Source organism: Agrobacterium sp. K11, assembly GCF_059429395.1.
In genome coordinates, this window is the sequence record NZ_JCAHRB010000003.1 from 744,684 (window position 1) to 766,736 (window position 22,053).

At 56.8% G+C, this 22,053-nt stretch carries 22 protein-coding genes and 1 tRNA gene; 13 read left to right on the forward strand and 10 right to left on the reverse strand.

The annotated features are described in order from the left end of the window. Positions 1-132 precede the first annotated feature (132 nt). Both AC5SEO_RS08840 and AC5SEO_RS08845 read left to right on the forward strand, forming a co-directional pair. Positions 133-438, forward strand: coding sequence for an Rdx family protein (locus tag AC5SEO_RS08840; protein ID WP_003514570.1), 306 nt, complete (start codon positions 133-135; stop codon positions 436-438). A 120-nt stretch (positions 439-558) separates the two neighbouring features. Further along, positions 559-645: transfer RNA gene (locus AC5SEO_RS08845), tRNA-Leu, on the forward strand. A gap of 240 nt (positions 646-885) precedes the next feature. On the opposite strand, the gene AC5SEO_RS08850 is transcribed toward AC5SEO_RS08845, so the two are convergent. Further along, a complete protein-coding gene (locus AC5SEO_RS08850; protein ID WP_046205577.1) occupies positions 886-1,269 on the reverse strand; it encodes a pilus assembly protein N-terminal domain-containing protein in 384 nt (127 codons plus the stop codon). A 445-nt stretch (positions 1,270-1,714) separates the two neighbouring features. On the opposite strand from AC5SEO_RS08850, the gene AC5SEO_RS08855 reads away from it, so the two are divergent. The 9 genes from AC5SEO_RS08855 (at position 1,715) to AC5SEO_RS08895 (ending at position 10,700) form a co-directional block, all read left to right on the forward strand. After that, positions 1,715-1,897: a Flp family type IVb pilin gene (locus AC5SEO_RS08855; protein ID WP_003514568.1), complete on the forward strand. Its 183-nt coding sequence runs from the start codon at positions 1,715-1,717 to the stop codon at positions 1,895-1,897. An 82-nt stretch (positions 1,898-1,979) separates the two neighbouring features. Further along, positions 1,980-2,492: an A24 family peptidase gene (locus tag AC5SEO_RS08860; RefSeq protein ID WP_003514567.1), complete on the forward strand. Its 513-nt coding sequence runs from the start codon at positions 1,980-1,982 to the stop codon at positions 2,490-2,492. Positions 2,493-2,617: 125 nt separating this feature from the next. After that, positions 2,618-3,424, forward strand: coding sequence for a Flp pilus assembly protein CpaB (cpaB, locus tag AC5SEO_RS08865; RefSeq protein WP_003514566.1), 807 nt, complete (start codon positions 2,618-2,620; stop codon positions 3,422-3,424). Beyond that, on the forward strand, positions 3,421-5,004 hold the full coding sequence (locus AC5SEO_RS08870; protein WP_025592137.1) for a type II and III secretion system protein family protein: 1,584 nt from the start codon (positions 3,421-3,423) through the stop codon (positions 5,002-5,004). Before cpaB ends, AC5SEO_RS08870 begins: the two co-directional genes overlap by 4 nt. Positions 5,005-5,060: 56 nt before the next feature. Further along, positions 5,061-5,753: a CpaD family pilus assembly protein gene (locus AC5SEO_RS08875; RefSeq protein WP_003514564.1), complete on the forward strand. Its 693-nt coding sequence runs from the start codon at positions 5,061-5,063 to the stop codon at positions 5,751-5,753. Positions 5,754-5,787: 34 nt separating this feature from the next. Then, complete coding sequence (locus AC5SEO_RS08880) at positions 5,788-7,074, forward strand: CpaE/TadZ family protein (protein WP_003514563.1); 1,287 nt, start codon at positions 5,788-5,790, stop codon at positions 7,072-7,074. A 33-nt stretch (positions 7,075-7,107) separates the two neighbouring features. Then, positions 7,108-8,580 carry a TadA family conjugal transfer-associated ATPase gene (locus AC5SEO_RS08885; protein WP_003514561.1) on the forward strand — a complete coding sequence of 491 codons (1,473 nt, stop codon included), beginning with the start codon at positions 7,108-7,110 and terminating at the stop codon, positions 8,578-8,580. A gap of 118 nt (positions 8,581-8,698) precedes the next feature. Beyond that, positions 8,699-9,703 (forward strand): type II secretion system F family protein, encoded by a 1,005-nt coding sequence (locus AC5SEO_RS08890; protein ID WP_003514558.1) that lies wholly within the window; start codon positions 8,699-8,701, stop codon positions 9,701-9,703. Positions 9,704-9,713: 10 nt separating this feature from the next. Next, positions 9,714-10,700, forward strand: coding sequence for a type II secretion system F family protein (locus AC5SEO_RS08895; RefSeq protein ID WP_003514557.1), 987 nt, complete (start codon positions 9,714-9,716; stop codon positions 10,698-10,700). A 98-nt stretch (positions 10,701-10,798) separates the two neighbouring features. Here the strand turns inward: AC5SEO_RS08895 and AC5SEO_RS08900 are convergent, their stop codons facing one another. Continuing rightward, on the reverse strand, positions 10,799-11,623 hold the full coding sequence (locus AC5SEO_RS08900) for a tetratricopeptide repeat protein (protein ID WP_174067949.1): 825 nt from the start codon (positions 11,621-11,623) through the stop codon (positions 10,799-10,801). 142 nt (positions 11,624-11,765) lie between these two features. Here AC5SEO_RS08900 and AC5SEO_RS08905 point away from each other — a divergent pair, with 142 nt between their 5' ends. Continuing rightward, positions 11,766-13,160, forward strand: a complete 1,395-nt coding sequence (locus tag AC5SEO_RS08905; protein ID WP_013635292.1) for a leucyl aminopeptidase — start codon at positions 11,766-11,768, stop codon at positions 13,158-13,160. Positions 13,161-13,224: 64 nt separating this feature from the next. On the opposite strand, the gene pncB is transcribed toward AC5SEO_RS08905, so the two are convergent. The 8 genes from pncB to AC5SEO_RS08945 form a co-directional block, all read right to left on the reverse strand. Then, positions 13,225-14,529, reverse strand: coding sequence for a nicotinate phosphoribosyltransferase (gene pncB, locus AC5SEO_RS08910; protein ID WP_003514549.1), 1,305 nt, complete (start codon positions 14,527-14,529; stop codon positions 13,225-13,227). A 158-nt stretch (positions 14,530-14,687) separates the two neighbouring features. Continuing rightward, positions 14,688-15,047, reverse strand: coding sequence for a hypothetical protein (locus AC5SEO_RS08915; protein ID WP_035251992.1), 360 nt, complete (start codon positions 15,045-15,047; stop codon positions 14,688-14,690). 94 nt (positions 15,048-15,141) lie between these two features. Then, entirely contained in the window at positions 15,142-15,993 is an 852-nt protein-coding gene (locus AC5SEO_RS08920) for a C40 family peptidase (RefSeq protein WP_003514546.1), read from the reverse strand. Between the two features lie 17 nt (positions 15,994-16,010). Further along, positions 16,011-16,355, reverse strand: coding sequence for a MarR family winged helix-turn-helix transcriptional regulator (locus AC5SEO_RS08925; RefSeq protein WP_003514544.1), 345 nt, complete (start codon positions 16,353-16,355; stop codon positions 16,011-16,013). Positions 16,356-16,723: 368 nt separating this feature from the next. After that, positions 16,724-17,830, reverse strand: a complete 1,107-nt coding sequence (locus AC5SEO_RS08930) for a DUF475 domain-containing protein (protein WP_003514542.1) — start codon at positions 17,828-17,830, stop codon at positions 16,724-16,726. A gap of 307 nt (positions 17,831-18,137) precedes the next feature. Beyond that, positions 18,138-19,058, reverse strand: coding sequence for a DMT family transporter (locus AC5SEO_RS08935; RefSeq protein WP_003514540.1), 921 nt, complete (start codon positions 19,056-19,058; stop codon positions 18,138-18,140). A 116-nt stretch (positions 19,059-19,174) separates the two neighbouring features. Further along, positions 19,175-20,056, reverse strand: coding sequence for a LysR family transcriptional regulator (locus AC5SEO_RS08940; RefSeq protein ID WP_003514539.1), 882 nt, complete (start codon positions 20,054-20,056; stop codon positions 19,175-19,177). Further along, positions 20,053-20,367 carry a putative quinol monooxygenase gene (locus AC5SEO_RS08945; protein ID WP_065661492.1) on the reverse strand — a complete coding sequence of 105 codons (315 nt, stop codon included), beginning with the start codon at positions 20,365-20,367 and terminating at the stop codon, positions 20,053-20,055. Before AC5SEO_RS08945 ends, AC5SEO_RS08940 begins: the two co-directional genes overlap by 4 nt. A gap of 175 nt (positions 20,368-20,542) precedes the next feature. Between AC5SEO_RS08945 and AC5SEO_RS08950 the strand changes: the two genes are divergently transcribed. Next, on the forward strand, positions 20,543-22,039 hold the full coding sequence (locus AC5SEO_RS08950) for a CoA-acylating methylmalonate-semialdehyde dehydrogenase (protein WP_174067948.1): 1,497 nt from the start codon (positions 20,543-20,545) through the stop codon (positions 22,037-22,039). Positions 22,040-22,053 lie beyond the last annotated feature (14 nt).

The following is a 22,053-nucleotide window of genomic DNA, read 5'->3' on the forward strand; positions in this document are numbered from 1 at the left end:
TTTAGCCTTCGATGGCTTATCTGTTCGCAAAGCAGCATGATAAGAACAAGCATGCCGCAGGTAAAAACATGAGTATTATAGTTGACATTATCGTGAGCATTATTGTCACCGGGCGCTGAAGGAGACGTGATCATGGCCGAGACCAAGCCCCGCATAACCATCCGCTACTGCACACAATGCAACTGGCTGCTTCGTGCGGGATGGATGGCGCAGGAGATTTTGCAAACCTTCGCTTCTGATATCGGCGAAGTCAGCCTCATTCCCTCAACGGGTGGCCTGTTCGAGATCACCGTTGATGGTGAAACCATATGGGAGCGCAAGCGCGATGGCGGTTTCCCCGGTCCAAAAGAGCTCAAACAGAGAATCCGCGATGTCATCGACCCGGAACGTGACCTCGGTCATGTCGACAGGACGAAGCATGAAGGGCTCGACAATTGACGCGGCAACATGTTTCAACAGCGTCTAACCAAGTTTTTTCCCTTTAAAATCAATGATCGTCATAAAAGTTCAAAAAGTCTGTTGACACCGGGCGGCTGCCCTCGTACATCGCTCTCCGTCGCCCAGATGGCGGAATTGGTAGACGCGCCAGCTTCAGGTGCTGGTACTCGCAAGGGTGTGGAGGTTCGAGTCCTCTTCTGGGCACCATTCCATTTTTGATCTTAGCCAGATCAAACACTTAGACGAAAAAACAGCAACATTCAGTCCTCCTGCAAAAGGCAGGGGAACATGTTGCGGTTTTTCGTTTTGCTGGCGATCAACCCCGATTTTTCCCATAAAAATACTGCCCAGGACGAGCACTAAGCCTTTGTCACTTTGACAAAATGCCAGCCATTCCCGCGCGCGGAATTCCGATATATTCAGACCTGGTATTGGGTTGCAGTTCGCTTAAGGCTGGGCGTCTTTGTCGCCACTGTTTTGCGAATGCTGTTCGCAATTCGGCGTACAGGAAAGCACGGTCCGTTCCGTCTGTCGAAAAACGCGAACCGTATTGCCCTCATCGATGGAGACGAGAATGCGCTCATCGACGATTGGATTGCCCTCGGCATCGAGAAGAACAAGATTCGTCGTGCCGAAACTGCGCCCGGTCAGCACGATCGTGGTGGCATCGGCCACCGTCGCATCGGCGACTTTCGAGTTGCCGACAATAACCTTGCTCACGGGGCGGTCGAGGCGAAGGACACGGGCGTGGTTCATCGAAACGCGCAATATGTCTTCCTGAGCAAAAACAGGCTGTAACGAACCCGATAGGATGACGGACAAGCCGACCACGATTTTCGCCAGTTTTCCGGATGACACGCGTTTCGCCCCTGCTCACTACCCGCACTTACTGTGCAGCAGAATGCGGGTTTTTAGTGAATGAAGCGTTAAATGATAGAGGCCCCTAATGTGAACGGTAACCATGCCTGACATGGCAATATTTTCGAGGCTCTCGCTGTCCCGCACCAAAACTGAACATCTATGTCTCACCGGGAGGACACTTTGCCGGAAATAAGAAACTGACAGTCTCTGGAATATATTTGTTTATCAGGAACTATAAAAATAGAGACAATACTTTTTTGTTTTGTTTACCAAGAGAAACTCATCCTGTCGTTTACTTTGGATTAATCCTCTTCTTTAAGCGCTTGGAAATCGCTCACCTGTAATTTGAACGCAACCGAACAACGGAAAACAGTTGTCGGCGTGCTGAACACAACACAAGAGTTAGGAGAGACCCATGACTAAGATTTTCGCTCGCTTCCTGAAGGATGAGTCCGGCGCCACTGCAATTGAATACGGCCTGATTGCTGCGCTTATTTCTGTTGCCATCATCGGCGGCGCATCGTCGCTGGGCTCCAAAATCGGACTCCAGTTCACGAACCTCGCGACTTACCTCAACTTGACCGCGAAGACATCGTGATTATACGCACCAAAGCATATGCCACCCCGTAAACGGGGTGGCATTTTTATAACAATCTTCCGTCAACTTCGAAGAGATAAAAATGGCAGTTGCGGCAATTTTTCTTATACTGCCTCTCTGCTTGGTGTTCGCTGCCATCAATGACGTAGCGAGCATGACCATACCCAACAGAATACCGCTTATATTGCTGCTTTCCTTCATTGTGGTTGCGCCCTTTACGGGTATGGAGTGGCAAACCTTCGCAATGAGCATTTCAGCCGCCGCAGCCGTTTTTTTTGCCTGTTTTGCGCTCTTCGCTGCCAATGTCATGGGCGGTGGGGATGCCAAACTTCTCACAGCTGCCGCTGTCTGGTACGGTTTCAATGCCTCCCTAATAGAGTTTCTACTTGCGGTCACCTTCATCGGCGGCGTGTTGACGCTTGGAATCCTGCTTTTGCGATCGCGCTCGCGGGAAATCATGGCGGCCGGCATTCCCATTCCGGATTCCTTGCTGGTTGCGAAGAAAATCCCCTATGGCATAGGCATCGCTATTGCCGGGCTTTTGACCTATGGCGAAACACCGCTTGTAAAAGCCGCCATCGCAAGTCTTTCCTGAGAAATCTGCGTTCACTGCAGGTTAAAGGCCTGTTAACCAGAAATCCAAGCATAATATTAACCATAATTATACCAATGACCGGCCATCCTGACGGGAGAAGAATCTGATTCCCTCAAGGATCGAGCATGAAACCGTCGCGTATCGTCATTCTGTCCGTTGCCCTAGTCGCCGCCGGTCTTGCCGGCATCGTTGCCATGCAGATTTCCGGCGCGAAGCAGGTCATCGAAAAAGCGGAAACGATCATAGAGAAGGAACCGACGGTTAACGTTCTCGTTTCCTCGGTCAACCTACCCGTTGGCAGCCGCCTGAACGATAGTTCGGTACACTGGACGCCCTGGCCCACTGGTAACGTCATCGACAGCTTCATAACGGAAGCGAAAAACCCGAACGCCATAACCGAACTATCCGGCGCTGTCGTGCGGCTGCCTTTGTTTCAGGGCGAGCCGGTACGGCCTGAAAAAGTGGTCGATTCCAGCACCCGCATCATGTCCTCGCTTTTGCCGGCCGGCAAACGCGCCGTCGCCACGGAAATTTCCGTCTCGACAGGTGCTGGCGGTTTCGTGCTGCCGAATGACCGAGTCGATGTCATCATGGTCCGCAAGGGCGATTCAGGTCATTTTTTAACTGAAAATGTTTTGAACAATGTCCGTGTTCTGGCGATCGACCAGCAGATCAAGGAAGGCGAGGACGGCACCTCAGCCGTCGTGGGTGCAACCGCAACGCTCGAACTCACACCCGAACAGGCCAAAATCATCACCGTGGCGCAACAGATGGCGGATCGCCTTACGCTGGCTTTGCGCTCAGTCGCCGATGCGCAGGAAAACGACACGCTTTCAGCAGGTTACCTTCTCAACGGCGGCTCCGGGCAGCCGGAGATTCAGGTGATCAAATCCGGTTCGATCGTCAAAGCCGGACAAGGAGCATCGCAATGACCGGGAGTTCCATGGCAAAGCGCATTAAACAACACCTGCGTTCCTCAATGGCGGGCAGCCTTGCATTTTGCTTGGCTTTTTCAGGTTTTCCGGGTCAGCACTCTCCCGCGTTTTTGCGTATCAGCGAAGCCGAGGCTCAAAGCGCGAGCATCGTGCGGATCACCGAAAGCGGTAGTGGCATTCGCAAGCGCCTGAAGCTCGGTCTCAACAAGGCACTGGTCATCGATCTGCCGGAGGATGCCCATGATATTCTCGTCGCCGATCCGAGCCTTGCCGATGCCGTAACCCGTACGTCCAAGCGCATCTATCTGTTCGGAAAAACGGTGGGCCAGACCAATATCTTCATTTTCGGAGATGGCGGGCGCGAAATCGTCAGTCTTGATCTTGAGGTCGAGCGCGATATCTCTGGGCTTGAGGCCAATATCCGCCGTTTCATTCCCGAATCGGACATCAAGGTAGAGATCGTTTCGGACAACATCGTTCTCACTGGATCAGTGCGCACGCCGCAGGATTCTGCACGCGCCGTCCAGCTTGCCGAAGCATTTCTGAAAGGCGGCGAAGCCACCACCCGCAACATATCGCTGACGGGCGGTAACAATGGCGGTGACGCGGCGATATTTGCCGAAAACCGCCAGACATCGCAGATCGTCAATATGCTGACGATTGAGGGCGAAGATCAGGTGACGCTGAAAGTCACCGTTGCTGAAGTTAGCCGGCAGGTGCTGAAACAGCTTGGCTTCAATGGTTCCATCAGCAGCTCGACAAGCAATAACGGTTTCGAATTTTCAAATCCGTCCAATCTCGGAAATGCAATTAGCGGTGCGTCGCGAATAGCCAGTGGCGCGATTGGCTCCGGCTCGCTCAACTTTGCTTCCTATCTCAACGCCATGGAACAGGCGGGTGTCGTGCGCACTCTGGCCGAACCAAGTCTTACCGCCATCTCCGGCGAACAGGCCAAGTTCTACGTGGGGGGCGATTTCCGTCTGCCTGCAGAGCAAGAAGTTACCATCGACAAGGATACGGGCCAGCCAACCATAACGCGTACCACCAACACGGTCGACTACGGCATCACGTTGAACTTCAGGCCCGTCGTGCTTTCACCGGGACGGATCAGCCTTAAAATCGAGACCAATGTTTCCGAGCCGACATATGAAGGCAACGTTGTAACCGGAAATGCGGGCCGCACCATCCCAGGTTCTACCTACATGTCGATCCGCAAACGCGAGACATCGACAACAGTCGAACTTCCGTCCGGCGGCTCGATTGTGATCGCAGGTCTGGTCCAGGACAATATTCGCCAGGCCATGTCAGGACTTCCCGGCATTTCCAAAGTCCCGATCTTCGGCACGCTTTTCCGCAGCAAGGATTTCATCCGCAACGAGACGGAGCTTGTCATCATAGCAACGCCCTATCTGGTACGTCCTGTTGCGCGCAATCAGATTGCCCGGCCGGATGACAACTTCAACCCGGAAAACGATGCCGCGATGTATTTCATGAACCGTGTCAACAAGGTCTATGGCCGGAAGGATCAGGTCCAGGCGGCTCCCTATCAGGGATCAGTGGGGTTCATCTACAAATGACGACACACGCACGAAATCTCGTCCTCAGAGCAAGCCCGGTCCGGGCAGGAAACGTCATGCAGGAAAACCCTTCTTCCTTTTCCTCAAGCCTGCCGGGCAGACGGGCAGGTCTCGTCGCCATGGTAGCGCTTGCCGCCGGCCTGTTGCAGGGTTGCGCACGCGACCCGATGACGACCAACGCCATTCCTGACGACTACCGCACGCGCCATCCGATCACCCTCTCGGAAGCCGAGCATTCGCTGGATATTCCGGTTTCAGCAGGCGATAGCCGGCTGACCACGGCAATGGCGGATAATGTCCGTGGTTTCGCCCAGAATTACGCCTCGATGTCGACGGGAATCGTCAATATCCAGATGCCATCGGGATCAGCCAACTCGGCAGCGGCTTCAAAAATGGCGAGACAAATCCGCTCCGCGCTTTCCGGCGCTGGTGTGCCCTCTGGCAAGATCATGGAAACACGTTACGCTGCATCCCCGAATGGCGACGCCGCCCCCATTCGACTGAGTTATGTGGCCGTTACCGCCATGACCGGGCAATGCGGCCAATGGCCCGAAGACCTTTCCGACAATACCTTTGCCAACAAGAACTGGTACAATTTCGGATGTGCCTCCCAGAGCAATCTCGCGGCACAGGTTGCCAATCCCATGGATCTGGTTGGCCCGCGTGGCATGAGTCCGATCGACGCGGAGCGCCGAGCAGTGGTGATTGACGCCTATCGCAGCGGCAAAAACACGGCGACGCCAAATTGACGCGGTTCCAACAATTGTCAGGGCAGGAAAGACGATGAGCGCTGTAGAATACGATATCAAGTCAAGCGGCGACGCGGAAGCCGAACAGCCGGCGCCGCGTGCCTCGGATATGGATCGCCTGCGGCCCTTGCCCCGCATATCCGTCCATGCCTTCTGCGTCAGCGAAAACATGCAGCGCGTGATGGATGCCTTATCCAGTGACAGGCGGATGAGCAAGGTCACCCTGCGGGTAACCAAGGGCGACATCAACGCGGCGGCGACGATGTTTTCCGCCTCACCAACGCCCAACCTCATCGTTCTCGAAACAGCAAGCTCACCGTCTTCTCTGCTGGATGATCTCGCTCCTCTGGCAGAGGTTTGCGACCCCACCACCCGTGTCATCATCGTTGGCCGGCACAACGACATAACGCTTTATCGCGATCTCATCCGCAACGGCATTTCCGAATATCTCGTCGCACCGATCAACATGGCCGATCTATTGGCCTCGATCGCGACGATCTTCGTTGACCCGGAAGCGGAGCCGCTCGGTCGCAACATAGCCTTCATCGGTGCCAAAGGCGGGGTGGGCTCGTCGACGATCGCGCATAATTGCGCCTTCGGCATCTCTACCCTCTTCTCCACCGAAACCATTCTGGCGGATATGGATCTTGCCTATGGCACGGCCAACATCGATTTCGATCAGGATCCCGCTCAGGGCATGGCGGAAGCGGTGTTTTCGCCGGAACGGCTGGACGAGGTGTTCCTCGACCGTCTGCTGACGAAATGTTCCGACCACCTCTCACTTTTGGCCGCACCCTCTCTTCTCGACAGGACCTATGATTTCGATCGTCAGGCGTTTCTGCCGATTCTTGAGGTCCTGCAGCGCAGTGCGCCCGTCGCGGTTCTCGACCTTCCCCATCAATGGTGTGACTGGACGCGGGCGGTGCTTGCGGAAGCCGACGAGGTGGTCATTACGGCGGTTCCGGATCTCGCAAACCTGCGCAATACGAAGAACCTGTTCGACGCGCTGATAAAACTGAGACCCAACGACAAGTTACCGCATCTCGTTCTCAATCAGGTCGGCATGCCGAAACGCCCGGAGATCGCCCCTGCGGATTTTCTCGACCCACTGGAAATCGAGCCGGTCGCCATCATTCCGTTCGACACCCAGCTGTTCGGAAATGCCGCCAACAGCGGTCGCATGATCAGCGAGATGGACGAAAAATCCCAGATCGCGGAAACGTTCTCGCAAATTGCCCATACCATTACAGGCCGTACCATTCTGCGCAAAAACAAGCGCGGCGGTCTGGACAAGCTCAAGAATATTCTCAAGCGCAAATAGGCTCCCTTTCTGGGCCTTTAGACGGAAACGCCGATGTTCGGAAAACGCGGGCCAGAAGGCCCAGCCAGAACCATAAAGCCGGATTTTGTCGCGCCTGCCATACAGCAGGTGAAGGCAACGCCTGAGCCGCGATCTCTGGCGATCGACACTTTGGAGCCCGGCCAATCGCCTGCAACGCGGCAGGCACAATCTCCCATGCAATCGCCGCAGAAAAAGCGTGCCCGCACGGAAGATTATTACAATACCAAGGGCCAGGTCTTTTCCGCGCTCATCGATACGATCGACCTTTCGCAGCTCGCCAAGCTCGACGCGGAGAGCGCACGCGAGGAAATCCGTGATATCGTCAACGATATCATAACGATCAAGAATTTCGCCATGTCCATCGCCGAGCAGGAAGAGCTGCTCGAAGACATTTGCAACGACGTTCTTGGTTATGGGCCGCTGGAGCCGCTTCTCGCACGCGATGATATTGCCGATATCATGGTCAACGGTTCCGGCCAGACCTTCATCGAAGTCGGCGGCAAGACCATCGAATCCGACATACGGTTCCGTGACAATGGTCAATTGCTTTCCATCTGCCAGCGCATCGTCAGCCAGGTCGGCCGACGCGTGGACGAATCGAGCCCGATATGCGACGCCCGCTTACCCGATGGATCGCGTGTCAACGTCATCGCACCACCGCTCGCCATCGATGGTCCGGCGCTTACGATCCGAAAATTCAAGAAGGACAAGCTCACGCTAGACCAGCTGGTGCGTTTCGGCGCGATCACGCCTGAAGGCGCGACCCTGCTCAAGATCATCGGCCGCGTCCGCTGCAATGTCGTCATCTCTGGTGGTACCGGCTCGGGCAAGACCACGCTTCTCAATTGCCTGACGAGCTTCATCGACAAGGATGAACGCGTCATCACCTGTGAGGACACCGCCGAACTGCAACTGCAGCAACCGCATGTGGTGAGGCTGGAAACGCGCCCGCCGAATATCGAAGGTGAAGGCGAGATCACCATGCGTGATCTGATCAAGAACTGCCTTCGTATGCGGCCTGAACGTATCATCGTCGGCGAAGTGCGTGGACCGGAGGTTTTCGACCTTCTTCAGGCGATGAACACCGGCCATGACGGATCGATGGGGACGCTCCACGCCAATACGCCGCGGGAATGCCTCAGCCGTATCGAATCGATGATCGCCATGGGCGGGTTTACCCTGCCGGCAAAGACGGTACGCGAAATCATCTCGGGCTCTATCGATATCGTCATTCAGGCCCAGCGCCTTCGCGACGGCTCACGCCGGATAACGCAGATCACCGAAGTGATCGGCATGGAAGGCGACGTCATCGTGACCCAGGATCTGATGCGATACGAAATAGACGGCGAAGACGCGCATGGCAAGCTGATCGGCAAGCATGTCTCCACGGGCATCAGCAAACCTCATTTCTGGGATCGCGCGCGCTATTATGGCGAGGAAAAACGCCTGGCCACCGCACTCGACGAGATGGAAAAGACGTCATAGAGCAAGTCTTGTTTAAACGGAATCGTCTGACGTGCTCTAACTCTTTGTTTCTGCGAATTTTCCGGACGGAAAACCGCTACGCAATTTTACTGGAAATGCTCTAAGGAAGGCGACTGCCATGGACCCCACAATCCTGTTACTGGCCGCACTTGTCGCTATTTCGGCAGGGGCGCTTGCTTATGCCTTCCTCTTCCAGCAGATCGAGGTCGAGAAAAAGACCACTAGTCGCGTCAAGCGGGTCAAGGCCGCCGAAACGGATCACGCAAACATCAAGGCCGCGCGGGACAGGGTCCAGGAACTTGGCAAACGCCGCAAGTCCATGCAGGACAGCCTGCGGGAAATGGAAAAGAAACAAAGCGAAAAGGCGAAGAAAGCAAAGAATGTCGGTCTGCGCGAAAAGCTGGTTCAAGCGGGACTGCAACTTTCTGTCCGGCAGTTCCACCTTCTGAGCGCAGGCGCGGCTGCTTTCTCCGTCGTCATTGCGCTTCTTTATGGCCTGTCGATGCTTATCGCTCTGCTCATAGGAGCCGTCGTGGCCTTGGGACTGCCGCGATGGGTATTGGCATTTATACTCAAGCGCCGGCAGAAAAAATTCCTCGAGGAATTTCCAAATGCGCTGGATGTCATGTGCCGGTCGATCAAATCCGGATTGCCGCTCAACGACGCCGTGCGACTGATTGCTTCAGACGGTCAAGAACCAGTCAAGACGGAATTCCAGCGCGTCATCGACGCGCTACAGGTCGGCATCGGCATTCCGCAGGGGATCGAGCGCATGATGCTGACCGTGCCGCTTTTCGAAGTGAGCTTCTTCAGCACCGTGATCAACATTCAGGCGCAGGCGGGCGGCAATCTTTCGGAGGCTCTTTCCAATCTTTCGAAAGTTCTGCGTGAACGCAGGAAAATGCGTGCCAAAGTCAACGCGTTATCGATGGAGGCGAAGGCCTCGGCAGTTATTATTGGCGCGCTGCCTTTCATCGTCATGCTGCTGGTGCATTTCACCTCGCCCGACTATCTGTCGGTGCTCTTCACCGACATGCGTGGGCACATCATTCTGGGGGTGTCGGCATTATGGATGCTGATCGGGATTTTCATCATGCGCCAAATGATCAATTTCGACATATGAGGGCACGACCATGACAGGAAGCCTCTTTTCCAGCCTGACGGACCCGCAAACGATCATTGCCATTCTCGTCACCCTTGCGGTTTTCGCGACCCTCTATACGCTCATCATGCCACTCTTTGAGCGAAAAGACTTCGCCAAGCGCATGAAAGCCGTGTCATCGGAGCGCGATCTCATTCGCAGTCGCGAGCGTGAGCGCCTCGCCGCCGCCACTAGGGACGGCAAGGCCTCCCTGCGTGGCAATAATAATAAATCGGCGCGCCGCATCGTCGAAAAATTCAACCTTCAGGAAGCGCTTGCCGACAAGAACACGATGAACAAGCTGCGCGCTGCGGGTTTTCGTTCACAGAATGCGCTCAACACATTTCTTGCCGCCCGGTTCGTGCTGCCATTCGTTTTTCTGGCCCTGGCCTTTACCTGGGTTTTCGTTCTCGGAAACCTCGCCGATAAGGCTTTCGTCGTCCGGCTGATGGCAGTGCTCATTTTCGGTTATCTGGGTTTTTACGCACCCAATATCTATGTTTCCAACGCCATGAACAAGCGGCAGGCCTCGATCAGGCGCGCTTGGCCGGATGCGCTTGATCTGATGCTGATCTGCATCGAATCCGGTGTGTCCATGGAGGCCGCCATGCGTCGTGTTGCGGAAGAAATGGGTGAGCAGTCGCCCGAACTGGCGGAGGAAATGATGCTGACGACAGCGGAGCTTTCCTTCCTTCAGGACCGGCGCATCGCACTTGAGAATTTTGGCATGCGCACGCAGCTGGACGGCGTCAAAAGCGTGGTGCAAGCGCTTATCCAGGCGGAACGATACGGCACGCCATTGGCTCAGGCGTTGCGCGTTCTGGCCCAGGAAGGCCGCGACGAGCGGATGAACGAAGCCGAAAAGAAGGCCGCCGCCCTGCCGCCAAAGCTGACCGTGCCGATGATCATATTTTTCCTGCCGGTGCTCATCGCAGTCGTTCTCGGACCAGCCGGCATTCGCGTCGCCGATACGTTCTGACACGCTAAACGCGCCCGCCCTATAGGCGGTAGCGCGTGATGAGGCGGAGCCGTGAAATTATCTGCGATCTGGCATTGATGGACGTGCCTGAACCCGCATCAGCCTGCTGGCTTGTTGTCCTTCTTCGCCAGTTGCTGCCAGGAATTCTGCTGCGATAGCATTGCACGCAGATAACCGAGATTTGCCTGCGCCTGCTGTGGCGAAAGTTCCTGAACCGCGATGCGCTCAGCCTCGGCAAACCGTCCCTGAAGACCCACCACGAGCGCGAGATTCTGGCGAACGCGGCTGTCGGCGCCCGGCTGGGCGATGGCCGATTGCAGATATGTCTCGGCGGTACGGGGATCGCTCGACAGGACATAGGACATGCCAAGGTTCGAGAGCACACTTGGATCGTTCGGTTTGAGATCGAGTGCCTGTCGGTATTTTGTGCGGGCCTCGTTCGACCTGCCAAGCTGGTCGAGCACGGCACCTTCGGCAGAATACAGCCGCCAGTCTGGACGATCAGGCGTCTGTGCTCTCTGGATGGTTGAAAGGGCCTGTTCGAGCTGGCCTGATGCTGCCTGCGCCTTGCCATAGGCGGCAAGCACCTCGCGGTCGGCCGGATTGGCGATGGCGATCTGCTGCATGACCGCGAGCGCCTGCGTGTTCTTGCCGGTCATCATCAGCACGTTGGCATAATTCATGCCGACTGACCTGTCCTTCGGGCTGCGTTCATAGGCCTTGCCGGCCGTCTCTTCCGCCTGCCGGAGCTGGTCCATGTTCATGTGGTCATAGGAGCGTGTGGCCGCAGGAATGGAGCCGGTGGATATGCGATCCGGCTTGTTGGTGCTCGCGCATCCGGAAACGGCGAAAACCAGCGCTGCGAGACATGCTCCCCGCAGTAAGCCTGTCCGACCTGTCTCGCTCAAAGAAAAAGCAGTCATGGCAGTGCTCCCGCCCAAGAATTATCGATCTTGCGCCCGACATACGACAGACTCACATGACGCAACTTTCGCTTAAGCAATAATCTGTTAACCCTAACAGAGCGTTAATCGCACCGATTCTCGACAGTTACGAAAGCAGACCATGGCGCCCTATCAGTTCATCGAACGCCCGACACCTTTCAGCTCCAAGGCTGGCAGCACCCTGCCGGTTTTCGCCGTGACGCCAGCCCATATCGAACAGGGTGCCATCGATCCTGTTGCTCTGGACTGGGCGAAAAAAGCGGGTTTCAAGGCCGAAGCAGGCGCCGTATTGCTTGTTCCCTCTTCCGATGGTTCGCTGGGTGGCGTTCTTCTCGGCCTTGGCGGCAATCCCTCCGAAATCCCGTTCATAACCGGAAAACTGGCCCGCGAGCTGCCCGAAGGCGAGTGGCATATTGAAACCGCGCCATTGACGGCCAATCGGCTGGCTCTCGGTTTCGGCCTCGGCAGCTACCGCTTCGACAAATACAAGACAACCAAAACCAGCGGGGCCAAGCTTCTCATTCCGCAGGATGCCGAAGATGGCGAGATCAAGCGCGTTCTGGCCGGCGTCTTCCTCGCCCGCGATCTCATCAATGTTCCGGCCAACGATATGGGACCGGACGAGCTTGAGATCGCCTTCCGCAGCCTTGCCGCACACTACAAGGCAAAGGTGGGCGTCATTACCGGCGACGATCTGCTGAAGGAAAACTTCCCGCTCATCCATGCCGTCGGCCGCGCCAGCGAAAGCGCACCGCGCCTTCTGGAAATGAACTGGGGCAAGAAGGGAAATCCCCGCCTGACCCTCGTTGGCAAGGGTGTCTGCTTCGATACTGGTGGTCTCGATATCAAGCCAGCCGCCTCCATGGCGCTGATGAAGAAGGACATGGGTGGTGCGGCCAATGTTCTCGGTCTCGCGCTGATGATCATGGACGCGAAACTGCCGGTCAATCTTCGCGTCCTCGTGCCCGCCGTCGAAAACTCCATTTCCGCCAACGCCTTCCGTCCCGGTGACATCTACAGGAGCCGCAAGGGCCTGACGGTACAGATCGACAATACGGATGCGGAAGGCCGTCTCGTTCTGGCCGATGCGCTGGCCTATGCAGACGAGGATGCGCCGGACCTGATGATTGACATGGCAACGCTCACGGGTGCCGCCCGCGTTGCTCTCGGCCCGGATCTGCCGCCCTTCTATACCGATGACGACGATCTGGCCCACGATATCGCGGAAGCAAGCATCGATACCGACGATCCCCTGTGGCGCATGCCGCTCTACATGGGGTACGACAAGGATATCCGCTCACGCGCGGCCGATATCACCAACGCGCCATCAGGCGGCATGGCAGGATCGATCACCGCCGCTTTGTTCCTGAAGCGTTTCGTCACCAATACGAAAAAATGGGCACATTTCGATATTTACGGCTGGTCCTTGAGCGAAAGGCACCATTCATCGATCGGCGGTGAGGCTCAAGGTATCAGAGCACTCTTCCATTACATCACACACCAGTTTGCGAAGTAAATCGGTACCTCGGTTGATCTGACTTGCCCACGGGCGCTTCGTTAAGCGGAGCGCCCGGCCTTAATCAAACCAGAACCTTCTGTTCCTTGAGATCTTCCTCACCAAAGAACTTCAGATAACGCTCCACCTCGGATCGTTCGCCTGTCGCTTTTTGCGGATTATCGGAGAGTTTCACGGCTGGCCGACCATTGGCGTCGCTGACCTTGCAGACAATGGAAATCGGCTTCAAGCTGGCGATGGTCTTCGGCGCGCAACCGGCGAAATCATTGGTCAGATTGGTGCCCCAGCCGAAGCTCATGCGCACCCGGCCTTCGAAATGCCTGTATGTATCGACGATGGCATCGACATCGAGACCATCTGAGAAAATCAGCATCTTCTTGCGGGGGTCACGGCCCATCTTCTGCCACCACTCGATGATCTTTTCCCCGCCTTCGATCGGCGGCGCGCTGTCGGGACGGAAGCCCGTCCAGTCCGCCACCCATTCCGGCGCGTTGCGCAGAAAGGCCGCCGTGCCAAAAGCATCGGGCAGCACGATCAGCAGATTGCCGCCGTAAAGCCGGTTCCAGTCCTTCAGAACCTGATAGGGCGCTGCGGCCAATTCCTCGTTGGTCTGCGCCAGCGCCGCAACCACCATCGGCAATTCATGCGCATTGGTGCCGACGGCCTCGAGGTCGGAATCCATGGCGAGAAGGACATTGCTCGTGCCGGTGAAGGCAGGGCCGATGCCTTCCTTCAGCGCCTCGACGCACCAGCGCTGCCACAGAAAACTGTGGCGGCGACGGGTGCCGAAATCGGAAATTCGCAGGCCCGGCAGTTCCCGCAACCGTTCGACCTTTTCCCACATCTTGGCCTTTGCGCGGGCGTAGAGAACATCCAGCGTGAAATAACCAAGCGAGCGCATTGCGCTGCGCGAGCGTAGCTCATTGATGATCGCCAGTGCCGGGATTTCCCAGAGTGTCGTATCCATCCAGCGGCCGTGGAAATTCAGCTCATATTGCCCGTCGCGCTTGAAAAGCTCGTATTCGGGCAGTTGGTAGCTCGAAAGCCAGGAGAGGAATTCAGGCTCGAAGATTTGCGAGCGGCCGTAGAAGGTGTTACCCGCAAGCCAGATGTTTTCCTTCTTGGAGAGGCGCAGGGTACGCGCGTGATCGAGCTGCTCGCGCAGTTCCATCTCGTCGATCTCTTCCGCCAGCCGCACCGTCTTCGTGCGGTTGATGAGCGAAAACGTCGCGTCGACTTCCGGATAGAGTTTCCAGATCATCTGCAACATCAGCAGCTTGTAGAAATCCGTATCGATCAGGCTGCGGACGATCGGATCGAGTTTCCAGGTGTGATTGTGGACACGGGTTGCTATATCGGTCTTCGTCATGCTTGCATTCCCCAGCATCGGCCCAGAACATCGGCAGGGCCGACGTCACCCCGCACCTCGGCAGGTATTATCAACCTGTCATGTCAAAGATTTATCTGAAAAAGCAACAACAAGTCCAGAGTGCGGGCGGCGCAAACGCCGCTTTAAGTCATATTACTTCAGAAGGTCGGGTCGACAGGATTGATGCCGGGATACCAGTCCTTGGAGATGGGATTTCTGCCACCGAAGCTGGAGATGCCGTTCTCATCGGTGCAGCGATAGCCTTGAACCGGCAGACCGCGACTACCGAAAACATCCCGGTATGGGCCGCGGGCATATCCAGTTACACCAAGTTCGCTATGGCAATTGTAACGCACCTTGGGCTGTAGCGTTCGCGGGTCCTTGACACCCGGCAGGTTCGCATAGGCATCTGGAGCCGGAGCAAAACCATTCTGAAAAACGGTCTGCGCCTGCGCGGAAGCGCTCATTAACACCGCTGCCAGGATCGCTGCCAATCGTGTTGCCATTTTTGTGTTCATCGATGCCGGTCCCGTACCATCATTCAACCGATGTAGGCTTTCGGCTGTGGTCGCACAAAGGGCGAGGCAGGCACAATTTCGTGAAGCCGCCGCCTCAGCCTTCCAGACGCCGGAAAGCCGTCGGCTTTTCGTAAAGCCAGCCGATGCGCTCGATGGCCTCATTGAGATTTTCGCGTGCAACATTCATCGTGTGGCCATTGGCATGCAGCAGCGTCTCTTCGTTTTCCATTAGCCCGACATGGCCCTTCCAGAAAACCAGATCGCCGCGGCGCAATTCATCGCGTTCTATTTCCACGCCGAGCGATTTAACCTGCATGTCGGTATCGCGCAGAACCCGTCGGCCCGTCATCGCCATGGACAATTGCACGAGGCCCGAGCAATCGATGCCAAAGCCGGAGCGGCCGCCCCAGAGATAAGGTGTCTCGATAAAGCGCAAGGCCACCGCAACATAGTCCTCTTCGAGAGCGGCATCGACTGGTCGGCAATGGGCGGCGATTATGCCCTCGCCTCTTTCGGTCAGCAGATAGCGGGTGCCGCGTGTCTCGGCCTCACCAACGATCCGGACCATGCTGCCCATGGAAATGGCTGCGACCGGCGGTTTGCGCAATTCGGCGGAAGGATAGAGGAAGGTGCGTGGCGCAACCACCTGGTGGGTAACGGCAACGACATCGCCGATTGCCGTCTCCGGCACGTAACCGGCATAACCATCAGCATCCGCCTGCACCCAGGCCCAGCCATTCGCCCGGTCGAAAATGCGCACGGTTTCACCAAACAGCAGCTCCGTATCGATGCCGGCGGCAAGGTCAGGCGTTGGCCGCAGGCCAATAACCGGCACCGCGATCTGGGCTGGCGAACCGCTGACGAAACGCTCGGCCTGAACCACGCCTTGCAGTTTCTCATCGGCCAGATCGGAGCGGAAGACATTCAGGCGGCGGTCGAGCATCATGGTTTCACATCCAGAGGTTAGATCTTGCGTGCCTGATCAATAATCAGATCGCCGAATTTTTCCAGATAGAGCGCACCTGCCACGGTGCGTTTTATCACGACATTGCGCTTGTCCCGTTCGTCCCGCACCCTGTCAACCAGCCCGAGCGCTCCCAGACTGTCGAGTGCGCGGGTGATGACCGGTTTGGTCACGCCCAGCAAGGCGGCGAGGCCCCGGACTGTATGTGGCGGCGGCACGAGGTATATCTGCAGCAGGATTGTAGTCTGGCGCAAGGTCAAATCCGGCGCATCGGCCGTGACCTGCGCAGCAGATACGCGATGCCAAAGCCCCAAGGCCTCCGTAGGCGAAAGTTCTGCAGGCAAACCGGTAACCTTCCAGTCGTTATCCCACCGTTTTCATTCAACGGAGCGGAAAACTCAAGAAGCATACCGCACAAACAGAACCGCCGCGCCTTCGCAGATCATAAAAGATCGCGCGGCGCGGCGGTGTTGTTTAAACCCGTTTGTCGGGCCTTTAATGTCCCCTCTGGACTTGCAAGATGAGATGCAGGAAGCGTGCCAGTTTTACCGCAGTGCACAAATACGAGCAAAAACAGATGCTTGGGGTATAATTCCGATGTTATGTTCAAATTTTCCGCAAGGCGAAAATAGCAACAAAAACAGGCAATCAGCAATTCAGTGCTTAAAAACTGCCTTCCGCCGTAACAGCGGAAGGCTGGGATCGTGATGGGTCAGATTTCCGCACCGCGAGCGGCATCGGTCGCATCTGCATTGTGCCGCCGGTTATGTCGGATGGACGACCAGAGCGAAATGCCGATCAGGGTCGCGCCACCAAGGCCGGTGATGACCTCTGGAATGTGGAACATCGTCTGCACGTACATGATGACGGACAGGATGAGGATCGCGTAGAAAGCGCCGTGTTCCAGATAGCGGTATTCGGCGAGCGTTCCCTTTTCCACCAGCATGATCGTCATCGAGCGCACGTACATGGCGCCGATACCGAGGCCGATGGCGATGATGAACAGGTTCTGCGTCAGCGCAAAAGCACCGATGACGCCATCGAAGGAGAAGCTTGCATCGAGCACTTCGAGATAGAGAAACGCACCGAAGCCGCCTTTTGCAGCGCCTTCGAGCACTTCCTGGCTACGATCGAGAATACCGCCGACGACTTCCACCAGCAGGAAGGTCAAAAGACCCCAGATTGCCGCATGGAAAAAGGTGTTGGCCGCAACCGGACCAAGCTCCGGATTGTCGCTGGCGCCGATGATACGAGAGAAGGCCAGCATGACGACCAGCACGAAGGCGATCTCGATACCCTTGACGGAGGAATAGACCGCAGCCTTTTCCTCGATCCAGCGCACCCAGTGCACGTCCTTTTCATGGTCGAAGAAGAAGTTGAGACCGACCATCATCAGGAAGGTACCGCCAAAAGCAGCGATCGGCAGATGGGCGTCACGCATGATTTCTGCATAACGTTCCGGCTGCGTGGCCGCCATGACGAGCGCCGTCCAGGGGCCGACATTGGCGGCAACGACCACGATCAGCAGCGGGAAGACGATACGCATGCCGAAAACGGCAATCAGAATACCCCAGGTCAGGAAGCGATGCTGCCAGACTGGCGTCATCTCTTTCAGCTTGTTGGCGTTGACGATGGCGTTGTCGAAGGAAAGCGAAATTTCCAGCACGGCAAGCACCGCACAAATGAAGAAGATCGTCGCTGTTCCACTGACAGTTCCGGTCATTTCCCAGCCGAGATAGCCGCCAAGGATCAGACCGACGATGGTGACGATAAAAGCCCACTTGAAGTAGGAAAGTGTGGTTTTCTGGGCGGCGCTCATGTCCGGTTACCTCCGGTAACGAGAGCGATTGCGGAACGACGCAGGACGTCGGGCCGCACGCAGAAAGCACGCGCGCGAAGCACATTCAGGTTTTTCATAGTTTTTAATCCGCCGGCCAATTTTTGCAGGCGGTACCGACATCACGAGAGCGCCGTAAAACTCTCGCCAGAGGGGCCCGGCACCTTTGTTTCCTCTGCCCTTGCGAGACATATGATCGCAGGACCCTCTCTTACTCCTCGAAGATCACCTCTTCGTCAAGTCCCGTGATGATTTCGGCGGCAACATCACGGGTAAACAGAGGAAATGCCTAGTCCGCAGCCAGTATATCCACCTTTTCGCGACCGCGTTTGAGCGTATTTTCACGGAAGAAAATATAAAGGCCGGAAAGAACGATCAGGCCCGCACCGACTACGATACTGGTCTGCGGCACATCACCAAAGAACAGCCAGCCAAAGACCACCGCCCAGAGCAGCAATGTGTATTGCAGCGGCGCGACGGTCGCGGCGTCCGCGAGCTTCAGAGCGCGGTTGACCAGCACATGCGCCGCCATGGCGACCACGCCGAGCAGGCCGAGGAAAGCGAGATCGAAACCGGACTGGACCGGCAACCAGCCCGACGGCGTGACGAACACCGCAACGAGGCCCGCAAGCCCCGCACCGATGATCTGCCAGAAAGCGAGCACCGTATCAGGCGTGTTGCGTAGCTGGCGTCCGGACAACATCATGAAGGCGAAGGCGGCGCTGCCGAGAATGGAAAACAGTGCGGCCGAGGTGAGGCTTGCCGAGCTTGGCTGCAAGGCAATGAGAACACCGACGAAACCAATGGCGATGGCCGTCCAGCGACGCCAGCCGACCTTTTCTCCCAGGAGAAACGGCGATAGAGCCGCCACATAAATGGGGGCGGCGAGCCAGTAGGTCATCACGTCTGCCAGCGGCAGGGCAGCGACTGCGAAATAGAAACAGAAAAGCTCGGCGGTGGAGAAGAATACTCGCGCCACCTGAAGAGACGGTCGCTCGATTTTCATGAGGCCGGAAAGACCGCCTTTCCACACGATCGGAACCAGAATGACAAGGGCAGCGACGCTGCGGATGAGGATCACCTGCCCCTGGCTGTAGGTCGAAACCAGCCATTTTCCCATAGCGTCGTTCAACGCGAAAAGCAGCATTCCAAGCAGCATGACGGCCACGCCGAGGCCAGTCGGCGAAAGCTTTCGTAATATATTCGGCATGTCAGGTTCCGTTCTCTCCCAATGGCTGCATTGGTCGTTCAGCCAGCCCTCGTTTGTCAAGCCCGAAGCGGGAGGAGTCGCGTATTAATAGTACTAATAAATCGGCAATTTCGATGTCACGCGAACATGCGCTTCTCTTCGGCAACGAGTTCCTGGAGAAAATCGACCACCGTGCGCACGCGGACCAACTGACGGGCGGATTCGTGATAGGCCGTCCAATAGGACCGACTTATGCTCATATGCGGCATGATCCGCAGAAGTTCGGGATATTGTCCGGCAATGTAATTGTGCAGGATGCCGATACCGGCGCCCGAGCGCACCGCCTCGGTCTGACCGGTGGCGCTGGATATTTCAAAGGCGGCGTCCCAGTCGCGCATGATCTCGCCGGTATAGTTCAGAGAAGGCGAGAAGATCAGATCCTCGACGTAGCCGATGCGCCGATGGCGCTTGAGTGTTTCCACATCCGCCGGCGTTCCATATTCGGAGAGATAGGACTTCGATGCGTAAAGCCCCAGCGAATAGTCGGTGAGCTTGGAAAACATCAGCCTACCCTGTTCCGGCCGCTCGATGGTGATGGCGATATCGGCCTCTCGCTGCGACAGGGAAAAGGAGCGCGGAACCGGCACGAGCTGGATTTTTAGGTCGGGATAACGCGCGGTCAGCCGGCCAAGCCGTGGCGCAAGAAAAGAAACCCCGAGACCATCGGGCGCGCCGATGCGCACCGTTCCCGCCACTGCCGTATCGACACGACCGAGATTTGCCTGCGCATTCAGCATTTCGGTTTCCATGCGCTCGGCGGCGCCCAAAAACAGCTGACCTTCTTCGGTCAGTTCGCAACCGTTCGTCCGGCGGATGAATAATTGGGTCTTCAGTGCCTGCTCCAGCGACGTCAATCGTCGCGAAAGCGTTGCGTGGTTGAGGCCGAGCCGTTTCGATGCGGCAAGGATCTGCCCGGAGCGGGCAACGGCGAGGAAGATGCGGACGTCATCCCAATTCATGGTTTGCTGCGCAGCATTATGGGTTCGACATCAAGCAAGGTCAGCGACGTCACCATTCCTGCCACACCCTCTTTGTATTTCAGAAAATGCGGCGTTTGCAGATGCGCTTCATATGCCGCCCGGTCCGCGTAGACTTCGAGGATGCGAATCTTTTCCGGACTGCCTTTAATTGCCACCGCATTTAATGCAAGCACACCAATTTCCAGGCTGACCGAAGCTTCGATCTCTTCTGCAAGCAGTCTGCGATAGGCATCCAGCTGGGTTGGATCGATTTGGATTTCAGCCATCCGCACGACCGGTTCATCGCTCATCAAGCTTCTGACCTTCTGTTGACCGGCGAACGTGTGGGTGTCGGAAATCCGCCGCTACCCTCAAAATGCTCGCCTTGCTTCAATTTACGCACAACGGTTTCTTATCTGAGTTCATTGATTTGTACAAATTCAAGTGCAATGCTGCACCCATCAAAAAATCGCGGAGGAAAGCCCCATGAGGGAAATCGGTCATTTCATCAACGGCAAGCATGTGTCCGGCACAAGTGGCCGCACATCTAACGTCTACAACCCGGCAACCGGCGAAGTGCAGGCGACTGTCGCGCTTGCCAGCGACGCCGAGCTGCGCGCTGCCGTGGAAAGCGCAAAAGCGGCACAGCCGAAGTGGGCCGCCACCAACCCGCAGCGCCGCGCCCGCGTTTTCTTCAAGTTCGTCGAACTTCTGAACCGCGACATGAATGAGCTGGCGGTGCTGCTTTCCAGCGAGCACGGAAAGACCGTCGAAGATTCCAAGGGCGATATCGTGCGCGGCCTCGAAGTCTGCGAATTCGTCTGCGGCATTCCGCATCTGCAGAAGGGTGAGTTCACCGAGGGCGCAGGTCCCGCCATCGACATGTATTCGATCCGCCAGCCGGTCGGCATCGGTGCGGGCATCACGCCGTTCAACTTCCCCGGCATGATCCCAATGTGGATGTTTGCGCCGGCAATCGCCTGCGGCAACGCCTTTATCCTCAAGCCTTCCGAGCGCGATCCGTCCCTGCCGATCCGCCTTGCCGAACTGATGATCGAGGCAGGTCTTCCGGCCGGCATCCTCAACGTCGTCAATGGTGACAAGGGCGCTGTCGACGCCATCCTGACCGATCCGGATATCGGCGCGGTTTCCTTCGTCGGCTCGACGCCGATTGCCCGCTACGTCTACGGTACTGCCGCCATGAACGGCAAGCGCGCACAGTGCTTCGGCGGCGCGAAGAACCACATGATCATCATGCCTGATGCCGATCTCGATCAGGCCGTGAACGCCCTGATGGGCGCCGGTTACGGTTCGGCCGGCGAACGCTGCATGGCTGTGTCGGTTGCGGTTCCGGTTGGCGAAGAAACGGCCAACCGTCTCGTTGAAAAGCTCATCCCGCAGATCGAAGCACTGAAGATCGGCCCCTACACCGACGACAAGGCCGATATGGGCCCGCTCGTTACCAAGGAAGCCCAGACGCGCGTCAAGAGTCTGATCGACAGCGGTGTCGAGCAGGGCGCGAAACTGCTGGTCGATGGCCGCGACTTCAAGCTCCAGGGTTATGAAGACGGCTATTTCGTCGGTGGCTGCCTGTTCGACCACGTCACCCCTGACATGGACATCTACAAGACGGAAATCTTCGGACCTGTTCTCTCCGTCGTTCGCGCCAAGAACTACGAAGACGCGCTGGAACTGCCGATGAAGCATGAATATGGCAACGGTGTTGCGATCTACACCCGTGACGGCGATGCTGCGCGTGACTTCGCCAGCCGCATCAATATCGGCATGATCGGCATCAACGTTCCGATCCCTGTTCCGCTCGCCTACCACTCCTTCGGCGGCTGGAAGGCCTCAAGCTTCGGCGATCTCAACCAGCATGGAACGGATTCGATCAAGTTCTGGACGAAGACCAAGACGATCACCTCGCGCTGGCCGTCCGGCATCAAATCGGGTGCCGAATTCGTCATGCCGACGATGAAGTAAGCAATGCGTCTCTA